20 protein-coding genes and 3 pseudogenes are annotated in these 18,018 nt (G+C 36.0%); 18 read left to right on the forward strand and 5 right to left on the reverse strand.

The genetic code is table 11. The features are described 5' to 3' along the window. The first annotated feature begins 9 nt into the window (after positions 1 to 9). From bfmBAB to HRG09_RS01940, 12 genes are all read left to right on the forward strand, one after another. Positions 10 to 993, forward strand: coding sequence for a 3-methyl-2-oxobutanoate dehydrogenase subunit beta (gene bfmBAB / locus HRG09_RS01885; protein ID WP_016133247.1), 984 nt, complete (start codon positions 10 to 12; stop codon positions 991 to 993). Between the two features lie 15 nt (positions 994 to 1,008). Then, positions 1,009 to 2,331: a dihydrolipoamide acetyltransferase family protein gene (locus HRG09_RS01890; protein ID WP_174099080.1), complete on the forward strand. Its 1,323-nt coding sequence runs from the start codon at positions 1,009 to 1,011 to the stop codon at positions 2,329 to 2,331. Positions 2,332 to 2,677: 346 nt separating this feature from the next. Beyond that, on the forward strand, positions 2,678 to 3,856 hold the full coding sequence (locus HRG09_RS01895; protein ID WP_174099081.1) for an FtsW/RodA/SpoVE family cell cycle protein: 1,179 nt from the start codon (positions 2,678 to 2,680) through the stop codon (positions 3,854 to 3,856). A 196-nt stretch (positions 3,857 to 4,052) separates the two neighbouring features. Continuing rightward, the gene (locus tag HRG09_RS01900; protein WP_217447875.1) at positions 4,053 to 4,526 is read left to right on the forward strand and encodes an NUDIX hydrolase; all 474 of its coding nucleotides are present in this window, start codon (positions 4,053 to 4,055) and stop codon (positions 4,524 to 4,526) included. 119 nt (positions 4,527 to 4,645) lie between these two features. Beyond that, entirely contained in the window at positions 4,646 to 5,053 is a 408-nt protein-coding gene (locus HRG09_RS01905) for a YjdF family protein (protein ID WP_174099083.1), read from the forward strand. Positions 5,054 to 5,193: 140 nt separating this feature from the next. Continuing rightward, entirely contained in the window at positions 5,194 to 5,607 is a 414-nt protein-coding gene (locus tag HRG09_RS01910; protein ID WP_174099309.1) for a BrxA/BrxB family bacilliredoxin, read from the forward strand. Positions 5,608 to 6,157: 550 nt separating this feature from the next. Next, complete coding sequence (locus HRG09_RS01915; protein ID WP_174099084.1) at positions 6,158 to 6,937, forward strand: transporter substrate-binding domain-containing protein; 780 nt, start codon at positions 6,158 to 6,160, stop codon at positions 6,935 to 6,937. A gap of 37 nt (positions 6,938 to 6,974) precedes the next feature. Beyond that, positions 6,975 to 7,634 carry an amino acid ABC transporter permease gene (locus HRG09_RS01920; RefSeq protein ID WP_174099085.1) on the forward strand — a complete coding sequence of 220 codons (660 nt, stop codon included), beginning with the start codon at positions 6,975 to 6,977 and terminating at the stop codon, positions 7,632 to 7,634. After that, on the forward strand, positions 7,627 to 8,349 hold the full coding sequence (locus HRG09_RS01925) for an amino acid ABC transporter ATP-binding protein (RefSeq protein ID WP_174099086.1): 723 nt from the start codon (positions 7,627 to 7,629) through the stop codon (positions 8,347 to 8,349). Before HRG09_RS01920 ends, HRG09_RS01925 begins: the two co-directional genes overlap by 8 nt. A 291-nt stretch (positions 8,350 to 8,640) precedes the next feature. Further along, complete coding sequence (locus HRG09_RS01930) at positions 8,641 to 9,609, forward strand: aromatic acid exporter family protein (protein ID WP_174099087.1); 969 nt, start codon at positions 8,641 to 8,643, stop codon at positions 9,607 to 9,609. A gap of 204 nt (positions 9,610 to 9,813) precedes the next feature. Next, a complete protein-coding gene (locus HRG09_RS01935) occupies positions 9,814 to 10,374 on the forward strand; it encodes a L,D-transpeptidase (protein ID WP_174099088.1) in 561 nt (186 codons plus the stop codon). 63 nt (positions 10,375 to 10,437) lie between these two features. Next, the gene (locus HRG09_RS01940) at positions 10,438 to 10,683 is read left to right on the forward strand and encodes a DUF3894 domain-containing protein (RefSeq protein WP_174099089.1); all 246 of its coding nucleotides are present in this window, start codon (positions 10,438 to 10,440) and stop codon (positions 10,681 to 10,683) included. Positions 10,684 to 10,781: 98 nt separating this feature from the next. On the opposite strand, the gene prli42 is transcribed toward HRG09_RS01940, so the two are convergent. Then, entirely contained in the window at positions 10,782 to 10,874 is a 93-nt protein-coding gene (prli42, locus tag HRG09_RS01945) for a stressosome-associated protein Prli42 (protein WP_098336220.1), read from the reverse strand. 200 nt (positions 10,875 to 11,074) lie between these two features. Here prli42 and HRG09_RS01950 point away from each other — a divergent pair, with 200 nt between their 5' ends. Continuing rightward, positions 11,075 to 11,620, forward strand: coding sequence for a GNAT family N-acetyltransferase (locus HRG09_RS01950; RefSeq protein WP_174099310.1), 546 nt, complete (start codon positions 11,075 to 11,077; stop codon positions 11,618 to 11,620). Between the two features lie 128 nt (positions 11,621 to 11,748). Next, positions 11,749 to 12,867 carry a tripeptidase T gene (locus tag HRG09_RS01955; protein WP_174099090.1) on the forward strand — a complete coding sequence of 373 codons (1,119 nt, stop codon included), beginning with the start codon at positions 11,749 to 11,751 and terminating at the stop codon, positions 12,865 to 12,867. A gap of 52 nt (positions 12,868 to 12,919) precedes the next feature. Here HRG09_RS01955 and HRG09_RS01960 read toward each other — a convergent pair. Next, a pseudogene (locus tag HRG09_RS01960) lies at positions 12,920 to 13,107 on the reverse strand (hypothetical protein). Between the two features lie 129 nt (positions 13,108 to 13,236). Here HRG09_RS01960 and HRG09_RS01965 point away from each other — a divergent pair. Then, positions 13,237 to 14,475, forward strand: coding sequence for a DNA polymerase IV (locus HRG09_RS01965; RefSeq protein WP_174099091.1), 1,239 nt, complete (start codon positions 13,237 to 13,239; stop codon positions 14,473 to 14,475). A gap of 40 nt (positions 14,476 to 14,515) precedes the next feature. Here the strand turns inward: HRG09_RS01965 and HRG09_RS28710 are convergent. From HRG09_RS28710 to HRG09_RS01975, 3 genes and pseudogenes are all read right to left on the reverse strand, one after another. Then, a pseudogene (locus HRG09_RS28710) lies at positions 14,516 to 14,620 on the reverse strand (MgtC/SapB family protein); the annotation flags it as partial. Beyond that, positions 14,620 to 15,144: a YhcN/YlaJ family sporulation lipoprotein gene (locus HRG09_RS01970; RefSeq protein WP_174099092.1), complete on the reverse strand. Its 525-nt coding sequence runs from the start codon at positions 15,142 to 15,144 to the stop codon at positions 14,620 to 14,622. The gene HRG09_RS01970 and the pseudogene HRG09_RS28710, both read right to left, overlap by 1 nt. A gap of 138 nt (positions 15,145 to 15,282) precedes the next feature. Further along, positions 15,283 to 15,534, reverse strand: coding sequence for a DUF3932 family protein (locus HRG09_RS01975; RefSeq protein WP_174099093.1), 252 nt, complete (start codon positions 15,532 to 15,534; stop codon positions 15,283 to 15,285). Positions 15,535 to 15,722: 188 nt separating this feature from the next. On the opposite strand from HRG09_RS01975, the gene rnz reads away from it, so the two are divergent. From rnz to sdaAB, 3 genes and pseudogenes are all read left to right on the forward strand, one after another. Beyond that, a complete protein-coding gene (gene rnz, locus HRG09_RS01980; RefSeq protein WP_174099094.1) occupies positions 15,723 to 16,646 on the forward strand; it encodes a ribonuclease Z in 924 nt (307 codons plus the stop codon). Positions 16,647 to 16,930: 284 nt separating this feature from the next. Next, positions 16,931 to 17,295: pseudogene (locus tag HRG09_RS01985) on the forward strand (PTS sugar transporter subunit IIC); the annotation flags it as partial. A 48-nt stretch (positions 17,296 to 17,343) separates the two neighbouring features. Beyond that, on the forward strand, positions 17,344 to 18,003 hold the full coding sequence (gene sdaAB, locus HRG09_RS01990) for an L-serine ammonia-lyase, iron-sulfur-dependent subunit beta (RefSeq protein ID WP_174099095.1): 660 nt from the start codon (positions 17,344 to 17,346) through the stop codon (positions 18,001 to 18,003). Positions 18,004 to 18,018: the final 15 nt, after the last annotated feature.

Raw genomic sequence — 18,018 nt, forward strand, 5'->3', positions numbered from 1 at the left:
GAACGTTTCATGGCTGTAATGTCTTATATTGACGCAATTACATTAGCGATGCGCGAGGAAATGGAACGCGATGAGAAAGTATTTGTATTAGGAGAAGATGTTGGTAAAAAAGGTGGCGTATTTAAAGCGACAAATGGATTGTATGATCAATTTGGTGAGGATCGTGCGCTTGATACACCGCTTGCAGAATCTGCAATTGCAGGGGTAGCAATCGGGGCTGCGATGTATGGAATGCGTCCAATTGCTGAAATGCAATTTGCTGATTTTATTATGCCGGCAGTAAACCAAATTGTTTCTGAGGCAGCAAAAATTCGTTATCGTTCTAACAATGACTGGACTTGTCCAATCACTGTGCGTGCACCATTTGGTGGCGGTGTTCACGGTGCGTTGTATCATTCGCAGTCTGTGGAAGCAATGTTCGCAAATCAACCAGGTTTAAAAATTGTTATTCCTTCTACACCATATGATGCAAAAGGATTATTAAAAGCGGCAATCCGTGATGAAGATCCAGTATTATTCTTTGAACATAAACGTGCATATCGTTTAATTAAAGGCGAAGTGCCAGAAGATGATTACGTATTACCAATTGGAAAAGCAGATGTAAAACGTGAAGGTGATGATATTACTGTTATCACATACGGATTATGTGTTCACTTTGCTCTTCAAGCTGCTGAAAAATTAGCGAAGGATGGCATATCTGCTCACATTCTTGATTTACGTACTGTATATCCATTAGATAAAGAAGCAATTATTGAAGCAGCTTCTAAAACAGGTAAAGTTCTTCTTGTAACAGAAGATAATAAAGAAGGAAGCATTATGAGTGAAGTAGCAGCAATTATTGCAGAAAACTGCTTATTTGACCTTGATGCACCAATTGCACGTCTTGCAGGTCCAGACGTTCCAGCAATGCCATATGCACCAACAATGGAAAAATTCTTTATGGTAAATCCAGATAAAGTTGAAAAAGCAATGCGTGAACTTGCGGAATTTTAATCGGGGGGACTATACATGGCTGTAGAAAATATTACAATGCCTCAGCTCGGGGAGAGCGTTACAGAAGGTACAATTAGTAAATGGCTCGTAAATGTTGGCGATCACGTAAATAAATATGATCCGCTTGCAGAAGTAATGACAGATAAGGTAAATGCAGAAGTACCATCTTCTTTCACAGGAATTGTGAAAGAGTTAATCGCTGGTGAAGGTGATACACTTGCAGTAGGTGAAGTTGTTTGTGTAATCCAAGTAGAGGGCGCAGATGAAGTAGCTGCGACAGCTGTAGAAGAGAAAATAAAAGAGGAGCCAAAAGCAGAAACTGCTCCAGCTGAAAAAGCACCAAAAGTGAAGCAACCAACTGATGGTAAACCACGTTTCTCACCAGCTGTATTAAAGCTTGCTGGTGAACATAATATTGATTTAGATGCAGTAGAAGGTACGGGGACAAATGGCCGTATTACGCGTAAAGATATTTTAAAGCTAGTTGATTCTGGCAATATCCCCGTAGTTGGTGCAAAGAAAGAAGAAGCACCTGTTTCTGTACCAACAATGCAGGAAGCACCAAAATCAGTTACGACAGCACCGGTAGCACAAAAAGCAGAAGCGGCAAAACCAGTGTCTGTACCGACTGTACCTGGAGATATCGAAATTCCAGTGACTGGTGTGCGTAAAGCAATCGCTGCAAATATGCTGCGTAGTAAACATGAAGCACCACATGCATGGATGATGATTGAAGTAGATGTAACAAACCTTGTATCATACCGTAATTCAATTAAGGGTGAGTTCAAAAAACGTGAAGGCTTCAACTTAACGTTCTTTGCATTCTTCGTAAAAGCAGTTGCACAAGCCTTAAAAGAATATCCACAAATTAACTCAATGTGGGCTGGCGATAAAATCGTTCAGAAAAAAGATATTAACCTTTCTATCGCTGTTGCAACAGAAAGTGAATTATTTGTACCAGTTATTAAACAAGCGGACGAGAAAACAATTAAAGGTATCGCTCGTGAAATTACAGAACTTGCAGGGAAAGTACGCACGAAATCATTAAAAGCGGACGAAATGCAGGGCGGTACATTCACAATTAATAACACAGGATCATTTGGTTCAGTTCAATCGATGGGTATTATTAACCATCCACAAGCAGCTATTTTACAAGTAGAATCTATTGTAAAGCGTCCGGTGATTATGGATAACGGTATGTTTGGTGCACGCGATATGGTTAACTTATGTTTATCATTAGATCATCGTGTATTGGATGGCTTAATTTGTGGTAAGTTCTTAGGACGTGTAAAAGAAATTCTTGAAAATGTATCAGCGGATAATACATCTGTATATTAATAAAAAAGCTCGCGTTTGCGAGCTTTTTTATATTCTCTAAAAGACCAGTTCTCTCCGCTATTTCCCTCAATAAAATATTTTTCAGTAATCTGACAATGGACTACAATGTATTATGAACTTATAAAAATACATTGCTGCTATATTGTATATGGATATACAATAAGAAAAGAATGCTTTTTTGGCAAATCTTACTGATGAAACTGCAGTATAATGTATTGTATTGTTTGAAAAAGAAAGTTATTCTATATAAGTATTTTATCGATTAATGTGCAATCAGTCGTCAAAACATAAAGAATATTGACTCCTGGTTTTTTATTTTGTCGTAATAATGTTTCAGGAGGATGTCATGAAGAGAAGTACAGAGTTTCTAAAGAGTTTAGATGTTAAGTTAATTTTGATTCTATGTATATTATGCGTCACGAGTATAGTTGCCATATACAGTAGTCAACAAACTGGGCAATACGGAGATTCAAACTTTGCAATGAAACAGGGGATTAATTATGTAATTGGTATTGTGTTATTACTACTTGTTGCAAGTATTGATTTAGATCAATTGCAAAAATTAGCGTGGCCATTTTATATTGTTGGATTTGCTTCAATTATAATACTTAAAATCTCGCCGTTTAAAGCGCTAACGCCTGAAATATTAGGGGCAAAAAGATGGTTTAGGGTCCCAGTTCTTGGGGCAATCCAGCCATCGGAGTTTTTTAAAATTGCATTGCTTATTTTAATTGCAAGTTTAGCAGTGAAACATAATGAAAAATATATGATACGAACATTTCAAACCGATTTAATCTTAATAGGTAAAATTATTTTAGTGTCGATTCCACCAGCGTTACTTGTATATAGCCAGCCTGATACAGGGATGGTTTTCTTATACGCTGCAGGAATTGCATGTATTTTGTTTATGTCAGGTATTCAAAAGAAATTAATCGCATTATGTACAGTCATTCCCGTGACGGTATTATCTACGCTAATCTTTATATATGTAAAATATCCAGACATATTTTTTAACAAGTTAGTTACTCTGTTAAAGCCACATCAACAATCACGTATTTTAGGTTGGTTAGATCCATTTGAACATGCAGATCAAGGGTACCAAACCCAGCAATCTATTTTAGCAGTAGGTAGTGGGGGAATGGATGGAAAAGGGTTTGGATATGGAAACGTCTATATCCCGGAAAAACATACGGATTTTATTTTCGCTACGATTGCTGAAGAAGGTGGATTTTTAATAGCTGCTTTTATCGTATTTATGTTTCTTCTTCTTTTATATCGTACAATTATAATTGGGTATTCAGCAGATAACTTGTTTGGTACATTGTTATGTGCGGGTGTAATTGGTGTTTTGACACTCCAAATCTTCCAAAACGTTGGTATGATTGTTGGATTAATGCCAGTAAAAGGGATTGCGCTTCCGTTTTTATCATATGGAGGAAGTTCTTTGTTTTCCAATATGATGATGATGGGGCTTGTATTGTCGGTACGAAAAACGTATAAAAAGTATATGTTCTCAGTTGGTTAAATCCGATTCATAGACAAAAAAGCTGAAAAATCGATTGTTAGGTAGGAGAGGGCATCCGACCATGCGTAGAAAGGTTTAGCTCCAGCATTATACCAAATGAATCTATTAAAAAAGTAAATAATAAACGCATTTTACCATTTCTTGCATATGATACAATAGTGTGGACAACGAAATAAAAAAAGAAGGGTTTGTTTCGATGGGATATGTAGAAGAATTACGAAAAGTAGTTGGTCATCGCCCTTTAATTTTGGTTGGTGCTGTTGTTCTCGTATTGAATGAAGATGGACATGTTTTGCTGCAACAACGAACAGAACCGTATGGGAAATGGGGTTTGCTTGGCGGCTTAATGGAACTTGGCGAATCACCAGAAGAAACAGCTTACCGCGAAGTGTATGAAGAAGCAGGGATTCATGTGAAGAATTTAAAGCTCATTAATGTATTTTCTGGTGCAAATTACTTTACAAAATTAGCGAACGGCGATGAGTTTCAATCTGTGACGACTGCTTATTATACAAATGAGTATGAAGGAGCACTATCTGTGAATAAAGAAGAAGCAGTCCAGCTCAAATTCTTTTCAATAACAGAACTACCGGATTATATTGTAGGATCACATAAAAAAATGATTGAAGCATATGAGAAGATAGAAAAAGGAAGTAGAAATACGATATAATGGATATAGAGATACAAAAACACAGTTCTGGTTGGTAGTCCAGACGCATACTAGTATGCCAGTAACCTTCCCCTCCGGGATGTCCAGTATTTCTAATTTTTTCTAAGGAGGGGCTGTCGATGGAATTGACAGTATATCACGATGGTCAATTTTTTGTGGGAATGATTGAGAATACACATAAAGGAACTTTATACGCAGCAAAGTATATTTTTGGTGCTGAGCCATCGGACGAAGAGATACTTTTATTTGTAAATAATACGATGCTAACATATTTTAATTATTTTGCCAGATGCGGTATTCAAGTGAAAGAGAAAAAACGTCCGAAAAGTATAAAACGTATTATAAGAGAAGCAGCAAAAGAAATGCATACAAGGTGTTTTACGAAAGCTCAAGAAGCAATTAGTTTATCTTATGAATTGCATAAACAAGAAAAACGAGTGCATTTTAAGGAACAACGTGAAGCAGAAAAGAGGAGAAAACGTTTTATAAAAGTGCAAAAAGCAAAGAAAAAACATCGTGGTCATTAAGAAAACACGTCTTAGAATTTGCTCTAAGACGTGTTTTCTCTTATGCAAGTAAGTTTACTTGTATTTCTGAAACGGATACTGGTAAGATACAAATAGATAGATCTAGAGGAGGGAAACCCTTGATTAACTTTAACTTTTTTATGAATGACGTGGTTCGTCAGGCACGTGAGGAAATCGTAGCTGCCGGTTATACAGAATTAACAACACCAGAAGCAGTGGAGGAAGCATTCAAGAAAGATGGCACAACACTTGTAATGGTAAACTCAGTATGTGGTTGTGCAGGTGGTATTGCTCGTCCTGCTGCTGCGCACTCTGTACATTATGATAAACGCCCAGATTACCTTGTTACAGTATTTGCAGGACAAGATAAAGAGGCGACAGCTCGCGCACGTGAATATTTTGAAGGATATCCACCATCTTCTCCATCGTTCGCATTATTAAAAGATGGAAAGATTGTAACGATGGTTGAACGTCATGAAATTGAAGGACATGACCCAATGCAAGTTATTGCAAAATTACAATCGTATTTTGAAGAGAATTGTGAAGAGGTTTAATAGAACAAAAAAACGGTACAGACACTGATGTGTCTGTACCGTTTTTTTTGTATCTTGCTGATGTAGAGGGAAACGAGAAAGATAGGTAGTGGATAAATTTGGACACTTCATAGTATTGAAAGGACATATATCCATTTTAATTTTTTGACATATAAGTTGATGCTATGAAAAATAAAAGAGGATTTCCTCTCTCTATTTTTACTTGGCATGGGGTAGAAGAGTATCTGAACGCTTCTATGCATGACTGGATCCTCTTTCCCACAAAAAGAAAGGGTTTTTGTATTTAGATTTATATAGAAAATTTTACTTTAATGGTTAATAGAATTTGAATTTCTTTATTCTTACTTGCATATCATGAAAGAGGATATACATGAAAAACATGTATTATGCAATATTTTATACATAAAAAACATGTCGAATGTAGATTATAAATAAAAAAATATTTATTTTTATTTTAATTATTGCATAAAAATAAAAACGCTGATACAATACAAACATCGAATAGAAATTCTATAAAACTTTTAAATATACATTATTAGGGGGAAGGAATATGAAAAAGTTATTATCACTTTCATTTGCACTTATTTTAATCGTAAGTATGTTTAGTGCTTGTAGTAAGGGAGAAACAAAAGAAGCGAACACAAATAAGAAAGTACTTATTATGGGAACTTCAGCAGACTATAAGCCTTATGAATATGTAGAAGCTTCAAAGAGTGATGAAATTATCGGTTTTGATGTAGATATTGCAAAGTATATTGGAAAAGAACTTGGTTATGAAGTGAAAATAAAAGATATGGATTTTGGAGGATTATTAGCATCTCTTAACTCAGGAAAAGTTGATTTTGTAATGGCAGGTATGACACCAACTCCAGATCGTAAGAAGAATGCGGATTTTACAGATATATATTTTGTTGCTAAAAATCTGATCGTTTCGAAAAAGGATTCTGGTATCCAATCATTACAAGATTTAAAAGATAAAAAAGTAGGAGTACAGACAGGTTCTATTCAAGAGGAAAAAGCAGAGGACTTCCAAAAACAAGTGAAATTCGAGGCGCAAGGTCGTGACCGTATCCCAGAAATCGTGCAAGAAATTCAAGCTGGACGTTTTGATGCTGCTATTTTAGAAGATACAGTTGCTAAAAATTATTTAGAAAAAATGAAAGATTTACAAGGAATTGAAATTCCGGAAGCACCAGAAGAGGTAGGGGCAGCAATCGCTCTTCCGAAAAATAGTGATAAAACAGCGGAGTTTAATAAAGTAATCAAGAAAATGCAAGAGAATGGTGAAATGGATAAATTAGTGAAGAAATGGTTTGGCAGCGGAAAGTAAGCTGCCTTTCTGTTTTCTGTGAGAGGAAGGACAACAAATGAACTTAGATTTTTCGGCAATTACTCCGTCGATACCATATATATTAAAGGGCCTAGAAGTTACCCTGAAAATTGTAGCAGTATCTGCTTTAGCTGGTTTTATATTAGGAACGTTATTAGCACTTTGCAAAATTGCTAGAATAAAAGTATTAAATATCGCCGCTGATTTATATACATCGATATTTCGTGGGACACCGCTCGTCTTGCAATTAATGATTATTTATTTCGGTGTTCCGCAAATGATTGGATATGATATACCTGCATTTTTAGCAGCAGTACTTGCATTTAGTTTAAATTCGGGTGCATATATGTCAGAGATCATTCGTGCAGGTATTCAAGCTGTTGATAAAGGACAGACAGAAGCTGCGATGGCATTAGGTGTTCCATATGGAAAAATGATGAGAAATATTATTTTGCCACAAGCACTAAAAAATATATTACCAGCGCTTGTGAATGAATTTGCAACACTTACGAAAGAATCGGCTGTAGTGACAGTAATTGGTGCTACAGACTTAATGCGTCGTGCTTATATTGTAGGCGGTGAAACGTTTAAATATCTTGAACCGCTATTATTTGTCGGACTTGTTTATTATATATTAGTAATTATTCTTACATTTGTTGGGAAGGCGATTGAAGGGAGAATGAAGAAAAGTGATTAAAATTGAAAACCTTCATAAATCATTTGGACAAAATGAAGTATTAAAAGGCATTACAACAACAATTGAAAAGGGAGAAGTTGTTGCGATTGTTGGACCATCTGGATCGGGGAAATCAACATTTTTACGTTGTATGAATGTATTAGAAACGCCCTCAAGTGGTAACATTTGGATTGGAAATGAAGAAGTAACGAATCCAAAAACAAACATTATGAGCGTTCGTGAAAATGTTGGAATGGTGTTTCAACATTTTCACCTATTCCCTCACATGACAGTTTTAGAAAATATTACGTATGCACCGGTAAATGTAAAAGGAGTGGCAAAACAAGAAGCGGAGAAAAAAGCGAAGGAACTCCTTGAAAAAGTAGGATTACTCGAGAAAAAGGACGCGTATCCAAACCGTCTTTCAGGAGGGCAAAAGCAGCGTGTAGCAATTGCCAGAGCTTTGGCGATGGAACCGGAAGTTATGCTTTTTGATGAACCGACATCGGCACTTGATCCTGAAATGGTAAAAGAAGTATTGGAAGTAATGAAATCTTTAGTAACTACAGGAATGACGATGGCTATTGTAACGCATGAAATGGGATTTGCAAAAGAAGTAGCTGATCGTTTGCTCTTTTTAGATGGTGGAAAGCTTGTTGAAGATGCAAGCCCAGAACAGTTTTTTTCAGAACCAAAAAGTAAACGTGCACAAGAATTTTTACAAAAAATATTGTAACATGTAAAAGTTACGTGAATAATAAGGAGAAAAGGATGACAGTTTGTCATCCTTTTTTTATACTTATCGTAACTACGTTTATACATATATAAATACAGATTGAAAACCTAGCATGAAACCTTTCCTTTTAGGTGGAAGAGAGGATCCGACCATGCATAGAAGCGGTCAGTACCTGTTTTAGCCCCATGCCAAGTGAAAACAAAGGGAGAAAATGAGTGCAGGATTCTTTTTTGTTTTCATAGCCGGGACTTGTATATCGGAAAATCAAAATGAATATATAGGAGTAATGATATGTTTAAAATTGGATATCGTACAGTGAAAACAGCAGTGGGAACAGGTGCGGCAGTTTTTATTGCACAGCTATTTGGTTTAGAATTTTATAGCTCTGCGGGGATTCTTGTTATTTTGTGTGTGCAAAATACAAAACGAAAATCGCTTCAAGCATCTTTGCATCGGTTTTTAGCTTGCTTATTATCGATGGTGTTCTCGTTTTGTATTTTTGAAACAATTAGTTATACACCGCTTGCAATTAGTTTGTTATTACTTACTTTTATCCCGACCGCCGTTATGCTTAAAATTCAAGAAGGAATTGTTACAAGTTCTGTTATTGTCATGCATTTGTATTCATTAAAACAGATTACGTGGTCAGCGATTGAAAATGAAATTGCAATTTTAACAATTGGCATTAGCGTGGCTTTATTAGTAAATATGTATATGCCAAGTGCGGAAAAGAAATTAAAAGGCTATCAGGAAAAAGTAGAATGGAATTTTAAAACCATTTTATTCGAGATGGCTGTATATTTACGAAACAGGGATAGTACATGGTCTGGGAAAGAACTAATTGAAACAGAGGATATTTTGAAGGAAGCAAAAGAGTTATCTTTTAAAAAACTTGAAAATCAATTTATGCGAGAAGATGATTATTATTATCGATATTTTGATATGCGTATGCAACAATTTGAAATTTTAGAGCGGATTATGCCTCTCGCCGCTTCGTTATCGTGGTCATATGAGCAGGCAGGTATGATTGCGGAAGTAATTGAAAATGTGGGGACTTCGATTCGTCCTGAAAGTACGGGGCTTATTTCACTTAGGCAATTACAAGAAATGCGAGAGATTTTTAGAGAAATGCCACTTCCTGAGACTCGTGAAGAATTTGAAATGCGTGCGAAGCTCGTTCAACTTGTTTATGAAATGGAGCAATATTTACTCATTAAAAGTCGGTTTAAGGGGAAGGATAATGTGAAAGAACTTATATAAATCCAAATAAAAAACAACATCAAACCATTCTTTTTAGGTGGGCGAGAGGATCCGGCCATGCATAGAAGCGGTCAGTGCTTTTTAGCCCCATGCTGTGTGAAAACAAAAAGAGTAAATAAGTGGAGAACTGTTTTTGTTTTCATAGCCACAGCTACTATCTCGAAAAATCAAAATGGATTTATATAGAGAGGGAAGGAATAGGTTATGTCGTATTTTCTGTCCTTGTTATTATGTTTTTCTCTTTCACCGATTTGGCCTCTTGGAGATAACCCGCGGGTCGGAGATCCATTTATTATTGTAAATAAGCAGACGAATAAGCTTGCTTACATTAATGATGGGAAAATCCAAAAAATCTTTCCTGTAGCGACAGGGAAAACAAATGAATTAACGCCAGAAGGGACATTTGATGTTGTAATGAAAGCAAAAAATCCTTATTATATTGCAAAGAATATCCCTGGTGGATCGCCTAAAAATCCCCTTGGATCTAGATGGATAGGGTTTAACGCGCGAGGGACTGATGGGAGTAAATATGGTATCCATGGCACAAATCAGCCAAGTTCAATTGGAAAATATATTTCGCAAGGGTGTATTCGAATGAAGAAACAAGATGTGGAGTATTTATTTGATCGTATTCCGATTGGAACAAAGGTGTCGATTGTGAAATCAAAAAAAACGTTCCAACAACTTGCGAAAGAAAAAGGAGCTATCGCTTATGAAAAGGTCAACCTACAAGTTGGCTTTTTCTTTTCTTCTAAGGTGTCTTGACATGTGTACATAACCATGCGTTAATGAGAATATACAAAGATAATAGGAAAAGGAGTTGCTTATATGTACTTGAATCCAAGGCTTTCTTATATGCAATTTTGTATTGGTTTTCTATTTGCTGTTACCTTCATATTGGCAACCTTTAATATATGTTCTTTTCTCTTATCCATTGTATTCATGGCACTTCTGAATGTAACCTTTGTTATAGGAGCGTTTCAGCAGAAACATTATACAAGCTTTGTTATGGCCCTTTTGATGGCTTTTTCATTTAGTATCGTAGCGATTGTACTCATAATAAAATACATATGATTCATTAAAATAATTGTGATTAAGCAGGCTGTTTATGAGAATAAATAGCCTTTTTATATGTGCATAGGTAACAAAAAAAGACGAACACGTCGTCTTTTTTACCAAAACATACTTGCCCCAGCAAGCAATGTTGTTACAAGCATGGAAATTAGCATAGCGTAAATCATAACTTTTTGTGCTTTTTTATTCATAATGGGCCTCCTTGCAATCATTACAACTTTATTGTAACGAGAAAAGAAAGTATGGACAAGGGGAGAGTGAGGACAAAATTCGAGAAGTGTATATAAAATAGAACAGGAAAATTCAAAGTGCATAGAGAATATAAAGGGATGGGACACAAGTTTTTTCGGTGCCTTTAAAAAAGGGTTACAAGATGAAGAATGGAGATACGATGATGAAAATATATGAAACAGAGCGGTTGCAGTTAAGGGAAATCGATGAGTCGTATGCAGAGCAAGTTCTTCAATATTACGACAAAAATCGTGAATTTTTAAAGGCGTGGGAAGAATATCGACCAGATGATTTTTTTACACTAGACTATCAAAAGAGAAGATTACTAAAAGATAGAAAGGAGTTTAAGGAAGGGAAAATTATCCGATTATGGATTTTTAAAAAAGGCGATAATACAAATATTATCGGTTGTATTTCTTTCAATTTAATTGTTCGTGGAATTTATCAGTCCTGTGTTCTTGGATATAAATTAGATAAAGATGAATTAAATAAAGGGTATACGACAGAAGCGCTTAGAAAAGCAATTGGAGTGGCTTTTCAAGAATTTCGTTTACACCGCATTGAAGCTCCAATTATGCCACGTAATTTAGCATCTATACAAGTTGTAACGAAAATTGGCTTTCAATATGAAGGGGTATCTCGGAAAATGTTAATGGTAAATGGAGTTTGGGAAGATCATATGCGTTGGGTGCTTTTAAATGAGTAGAAGTAAGCGGATGGTTATCTAGATGTGTGAACCATCTGTTTTTTTGTCTCGTATTTCGAAACTTTTGCGGAATTCTGTTATAATGAATGTTGTTACATACATAATGGTAGTGCAGGAGGCGCAGTCTTATGATTAATCAAGAACGATTAGTAAATGAATTTATGGAACTTGTACAAGTAGATTCTGAAACAAAATTTGAAGCTGAAATCTGCAAAGTGTTAACAGAAAAGTTTACTGCTTTAGGTGTTGAAGTATTCGAAGATGACACAATGGGTGTAACTGGACACGGTGCAGGTAACTTAATTTGTACGTTACCAGCGACAAAAGAAGGTGTAGACACAATCTACTTCACTTCTCATATGGACACTGTAGTTCCTGGTAAAGGAATTAAGCCTTCTATTAAAGATGGGTATATTGTATCTGATGGTACTACAATTTTAGGGTCAGATGATAAAGCTGGATTAGCATCTATGTTTGAAGCAATTCGCGTTTTAAAAGAAAAGAATATTCCTCATGGAAAAATTGAATTCATTATTACAGTAGGTGAAGAGTCAGGTCTTGTTGGTGCGAAAGCATTAGATCGTGAACGTATTACAGCGAAATATGGCTATGCATTAGATAGTGATGGCAAAGTTGGTGAGATCGTAGTTGCAGCACCAACGCAAGCGAAAGTAAATGCGATTATTCGTGGGAAAACAGCTCACGCTGGTGTAGCACCAGAAAAAGGTATATCTGCAATTACAATCGCAGCAAAAGCAATTGCAAAAATGCCACTTGGTCGTATTGATTCTGAAACAACTGCAAATATCGGTCGTTTCGAAGGTGGTACACAAACAAATATCGTTTGTGACCATGTGCAAATTTTCGCAGAAGCCCGCTCTTTAGTAGATGAAAAAATGCAAGAACAAGTTGCAAAAATGAAAGAAGCATTTGAAACAACTGCAAAAGAAATGGGTGGTCAAGCAGATGTTGAAGTAAAAGTTATGTACCCAGGGTTTAAATTTGCAGATGGCGATCATGTTGTAGAGGTTGCAAAACGTGCTGCTGAAAAAATTGGTCGTACGCCTTCTCTTCACCAAAGTGGTGGCGGAAGTGATGCAAACGTAATTGCAGGACACGGTATTCCAACAGTAAACTTAGCAGTTGGATATGAGGAAATTCATACAACAAATGAGAAGATTCCTGTTGAGGAATTAGCGAAAACAGCTGAACTAGTTGTGGCAATTATTGAGGAAGTAGCGAAATAATTGTAAGGAAACTAAAAGAGCGTGTAGCCTGTAGAAGGTTACATGCTCTTTTTCATTTTGATTCACTTGCTTTCACAAGGCGAATGAGCCAATAGAGAAAAATCCATGAGAGTATATATGTTGTTGCGACGTGTACTACGTGAGGGAGAAGTTTGGCGGAATTAATATTGAAAATTGGAAGTAACAAATAATTAATATAATGACTAGAAATGTTTGATTAAGTTTACTATGATTTTTCATATCACCCTCTCCTTTACATAATTATCCATTATTAATTTCAGTATATCAAAAATATGATAGGAAAGTTTCGCTGTTTTCTTTAATTTGATATAATAGAAAGAACAAATGTTCTTGGTTAGGGGGAGAAATATGAGAGAAATGTATCCGAAAAACGGTCGTGTCATCTTGCATGTGGATATGAATTGTTTCTTTGCATCAGTTGAAATTGCACATGACCCATCGTTAGAAGGGGAGCCTTTAGCAATTGCAGGAAATGAAAAAGAGCGAAAGGGAATCATTGTAACGTGCAGTTATGAAGCAAGGGAATACGGAGTGCGGACAACAATGCCACTTTGGGAAGCGAAGCGGTTATGCCCAGAGTTAGTTGTAAAGCATCCGAATTTTAAATTATATCGCGAAGCTTCATTTCAAATGTTTCAAATTCTTTCACGCTTTACTGAAAAGATACAGCCAGTTTCTATAGACGAAGGTTATTTAGATATAACAGATTGTTACGGATTAGGTTCGCCTCTCGAGGTTGCTAAGATGATCCAACAAGCGTTATTAACAGAATTACAGTTGCCATGCAGCATTGGAATAGCGCCAAACCTCTTTCTAGCGAAGACTGCGTCGGATATGAAAAAACCGCTCGGCATTACAGTATTTCGAAAACGAGATATTCAGGAGTTACTTTGGCCACGTCCTGTTGAAGTGATGCATGGAATTGGTGAGAAAACCGCGGAAAAATTAAAAGAAATCCACATACATACCATTGAACAGTTGGCAAAGGGAGAAGAACATGTGATACGTACGAAAATAGGAAAGCATGGCGTTGATTTACAAAAACGAGCAAAAGGCATGGATGATAGAGAAGTTGATCCAAATCAAATGGGACAACATAAAAGCATTGGGAATTCCACAACATTCTCAAAAGATATGGATGAAGAGAAAGAATTGCTCGATATGTTAGAGCGATTATCGAAATCGGTTAGTAAAAGATTACAAAAACGTACCCTTGTCAGCTATAACATTCAAATTATGATCAAATACTATGATCGGCGTACAATAACACGAAGTAAACAATTAAAAAATGCAATTTGGCAGGAACATGATATTTTTCAAGCAGCTTCACGTTTGTGGAAACAACATTGGGATGGAGATCCGATTAGGTTGCTTGGTGTTACAGCTACTGAATTAGAGTGGAAGACAGAATCAATGAAGCAACTGGATTTATTTTCATTTGAAGAAGATGCGAAAGAAGAGCCACTGTTAACTGTAATTGATCAGATCAATGATAAATATGGGGCTCCTATGTTACAAAGAGGAAGTCAGCTATTTCGAAAACAGGAGAAATCATTTCAGCAGAAATTAGAAAATAAATTTATGTAAAAGGTGTCATGATACTGAATTATCATGGCACCTTGTATGTTTAGTTAGCTTGTAAATCGAATGAAGTTTTCCATCCGATAGCTGTTAGACTAGATTCAAAAAGCATTAGACTTACTACTTTTTCAATTAAGGTTGCTTGATTTGTTATCGAGGGTTAGGGAATACCCTTCGAACAGTTTCGGTAAATTCTTCAAACAACCCTGTTACTGGTTTGCCTGCGTTAATTTTGTTCGCATAGTCTCTCATACGGTCTACAAAATCAGGATTTGATGATACAAATACATTGCGGATATCTGGATTTGTAGCTCTAACTTGATCCGCAACTTTCTTTTCTAATTGCTTTGTGATTTGGCCCTTTATGTTTTCGCGTAACACAACTGCCACATAGGCATTTCTATTTGTGACGATTACATTTGCTTTGTCTATTTCTTCTAGTTCAACGATTCGATCTGCTGCTTTATTTGCTATGTGTAGTTGTGTTTCGTTGTTCGTGACATTGTTTGTATTATTTCTTACCTTTTGAAGATCAGTGTTGTTCTCTTCGTATCTAATATTTCGTACGCCATTGTTTTCACGATTATCTAACGCTTCTTCCTTTTGCTTTCCTGCGCATCCAAATAATGAAATCATCGCTAAAAAAACAATTGGGAAAATCTTTAATTTTTTCAATGATATCCCTCCTTTATAATACTATGTTTTTAAAATGACCAGTTGGCTATTTATTATGCATAATGAAAGGAGAGGATATGGTTTTATTTATAAAAATAAAAAAAGCACCGATTTTCGATGCTTTTACATTTTTATTGATTATGAGATTGAAGGATTTTCATAAATCACAATCTCTGAATTGCTTGCTGTTGAAATACGCTGTGCATAATATGTGATAGAGGAAGAAATATATTCCGGTAACATTTGATTCGTATGCAATGTTGTGTACTCATGGATTAACTCTTTTAAAGTCGTCCATTCTAGTTGTGCTGGATGATCAGAAACGAAAGAACTTACCCAGCGATCAAATGAAGATGAAAAATCAGTTTGTAAACGAAATATTTCTTTCATAGTTAAACGCTCCCTTTATTTATGGTATCATTATTTTACTACAAAACACGAACGATTTCCATTTTTTTGTTCGCATTGTTCGTATAATATAGTCGTCTAGATGAGTAGTTCATGGAAATTCATTTGCCATTTGAAATAACATTCCGTAAGATGAAAGGTAGATTCTATAAAGAGCTGGAGGAAAGAAAGTGGAATTTGTATTTTTAGGAACTGGTGCAGGCGTCCCTTCAAAAGGAAGGAATGTCTCGGCAATTGCTTTACAGTTGTTAGAAGAACGAGGAGAAACATGGCTATTTGACTGTGGTGAAGCAACGCAACATCAAATTTTACATACATCTGTGCGACCGCGTCGCATTGAAAAAATATTTATTACGCACTTACATGGAGATCATATTTTTGGATTACCTGGCTTGTTAGGAAGCCGCTCTTTTCAGGGTGGAACAACGCCTTTAACAGTGTACGGTCCAAAAGGTATTAAGCAATTTATTGAAGTGGCATTGTCAGTAAGTACAACGCATGTGAAGTACCCACTTGAAATTGTTGAAATTACAGAGGAAGGCATTATTTTTGAAGACAAGCAGTTTTCTGTGGAAACGAAGCGATTATCACATGGGATTGAATGTTTTGGATATCGAATAGTAGAGAAAAATATACAAGGACATCTCCTTGTTGAGAAATTGTTAGAAGAAGGCGTGAAGCCAGGTCCAATCTTTAAACGTTTAAAAGATGGTGAGACAGTAGAATTAGATGATGGAAGAGTTTTACATGGTAAGGATTTTATCGGTCCACCTCAAAAAGGAAGAATTATCACGATTTTAGGAGACACGCGTTATTGTGAAGCTAGTAACCAGCTAGCACAAGAGGCAGATGTACTTGTACACGAAGCGACGTTTGCAGCAGAAGATGAAAGGCAAGCACATGATTATTTTCATTCTACAACAGAACAGGCAGCTCGTATTGCAGTGCGAGCAAATGTGAAACGGTTAATTTTAACTCATATTAGTTCTCGTTATCAAGGGGATACGTATAAGGAATTATTAAAAGAAGCACAAGCATTGTTTGCGAACACAGAAATTGCAATGGATTTAAAACATTTTCCAGTAGAACGGTAATGTTTTACAAACAATGGCAACGTAGGTTTGCCATTGTTTTATTAGTAATAAAAAATTTTTCTCTATTAAATAGATGACTCTGTTATTATTTAATAGCTATATGAGGTGATACAGAAACTTTAAAGGTTTTGAATGTGTAGGAAAAAGTACAAAGTATCGGTTGTTTTGAAAAAACTGTTATATAAGTAAGTTTATATATCATTAGTACAAGAAAGATAAACAGTATTTAATTCAGAAATTTTAAAATTCAACAAAAGTAAGCGTTTCATAAAAAACAAGCTATAATGAAGTTTGGTGATAAACGAACGACAATTGCAGTTGCAATTGAGCCGCTTACGCAAGCTGATTTAATTTCAGCAAATCCAATTTCAGTCTATGTGACAAACTTTATGGGTGGTGCGACAGCAGGTATTATTATTTCCATGTTCGATCTTGTAAATAATGCAACAGGAGCAGCAACACCAATCGCCGGACTTATGGTTATGTATGGCTTTAATGATTCGATGCAAGTAACGCTATGTTTCTTATGTATTATGGTGTCGGGTATTATTTCAGATATATTGGCTCACTTCTATTCAAAAACTATCCAATTCGTACAGCGGAGCAAATTCGTAGTACGGGAGGAAAGGCAGCAGAGTCGGCAGCTTAATAGAATAGTAGTAAGCAATTTTTCATAAAAGATTTAGGGGGAATCATGATGAAATATCGCTCAGTATTTGATATTATCGGTCCAGTTATGATTGGGCCGTCCAGTTCACATACAGCAGGTGCAGCAAGAATGGGGCAAGTTGCTCGTCAACTTTTCCGTCATGAACCAGAAAGAGTTACGATTTCGTTATATGGCTCATTTGCAAAAACATATCGTGGTCACGGTACGGATGTAGCTTTGATTGGTGGAATACTCGGATTTGAAACAGATGATACACGTATCCCAAGTGCGTTAGAAATTGCAAAAGAGCGTGGTATTGAAGTGGACTTTATTGAAGAAGACGCGAATGCGCCACATCCAAATACAGCGAGAATTCGTTTGTATAAAGGAGAAGAGGAGATTGAAGTGGTTGCTTGTTCAATTGGTGGCGGTAAGATTGAAGTGGTGGAGTTAAATGGATTTGATTTACAGTTATCAGGAACAAGCCCGGCACTCCTTATCGTGAATAATGATCGCTTTGGAGCAATCGCATCTGTAGCTTCTATACTTGCGAAACATGAAATTAACATTAGTACAATGAGCGTTTCACGTAAGGAAAAAGGAAGAAGAGCGCTTATGGTCATTGAAACAGATGAATTATTGGCAGATGAAGTGATTGAAGAAATAAAAGGACAATCAAATATTTGTCAAGTAACTATTATGGACTAATTGCAGGGGGGGACG

It is taken from the genome of Bacillus sp. Xin1 (assembly GCF_013314535.1).
In the GTDB taxonomy this organism is placed as follows: domain Bacteria; phylum Bacillota; class Bacilli; order Bacillales; family Bacillaceae_G; genus Bacillus_A.

Bases quoted from the DNA above. Each gene is read 5' to 3' on its own strand.
- bfmBAB (WP_016133247.1), top strand. From the start codon at position 10: ATGGCTGTAATGTCTTATATTGACGCAATTACATTAGCGATGCGCGAG.
- HRG09_RS01890 (WP_174099080.1), top strand. From the start codon at position 1,009: ATGGCTGTAGAAAATATTACAATGCCTCAGCTCGGGGAGAGCGTTACA.
- HRG09_RS01895 (WP_174099081.1), top strand. From the start codon at position 2,678: ATGAAGAGAAGTACAGAGTTTCTAAAGAGTTTAGATGTTAAGTTAATT.
- HRG09_RS01900 (WP_217447875.1), top strand. From the start codon at position 4,053: ATGGGATATGTAGAAGAATTACGAAAAGTAGTTGGTCATCGCCCTTTA.
- HRG09_RS01905 (WP_174099083.1), top strand. From the start codon at position 4,646: ATGGAATTGACAGTATATCACGATGGTCAATTTTTTGTGGGAATGATT.
- HRG09_RS01910 (WP_174099309.1), top strand. From the start codon at position 5,194: ATGAATGACGTGGTTCGTCAGGCACGTGAGGAAATCGTAGCTGCCGGT.
- HRG09_RS01915 (WP_174099084.1), top strand. From the start codon at position 6,158: ATGAAAAAGTTATTATCACTTTCATTTGCACTTATTTTAATCGTAAGT.
- HRG09_RS01920 (WP_174099085.1), top strand. From the start codon at position 6,975: ATGAACTTAGATTTTTCGGCAATTACTCCGTCGATACCATATATATTA.
- HRG09_RS01930 (WP_174099087.1), top strand. From the start codon at position 8,641: ATGTTTAAAATTGGATATCGTACAGTGAAAACAGCAGTGGGAACAGGT.
- HRG09_RS01935 (WP_174099088.1), top strand. From the start codon at position 9,814: ATGTCGTATTTTCTGTCCTTGTTATTATGTTTTTCTCTTTCACCGATT.
- HRG09_RS01940 (WP_174099089.1), top strand. From the start codon at position 10,438: ATGTACTTGAATCCAAGGCTTTCTTATATGCAATTTTGTATTGGTTTT.
- prli42 (WP_098336220.1), bottom strand. From the start codon at position 10,874: ATGAATAAAAAAGCACAAAAAGTTATGATTTACGCTATGCTAATTTCC.
- HRG09_RS01950 (WP_174099310.1), top strand. From the start codon at position 11,075: ATGATGAAAATATATGAAACAGAGCGGTTGCAGTTAAGGGAAATCGAT.
- HRG09_RS01955 (WP_174099090.1), top strand. From the start codon at position 11,749: ATGATTAATCAAGAACGATTAGTAAATGAATTTATGGAACTTGTACAA.
- HRG09_RS01965 (WP_174099091.1), top strand. From the start codon at position 13,237: ATGAGAGAAATGTATCCGAAAAACGGTCGTGTCATCTTGCATGTGGAT.
- HRG09_RS01975 (WP_174099093.1), bottom strand. From the start codon at position 15,534: ATGAAAGAAATATTTCGTTTACAAACTGATTTTTCATCTTCATTTGAT.
- sdaAB (WP_174099095.1), top strand. From the start codon at position 17,344: ATGAAATATCGCTCAGTATTTGATATTATCGGTCCAGTTATGATTGGG.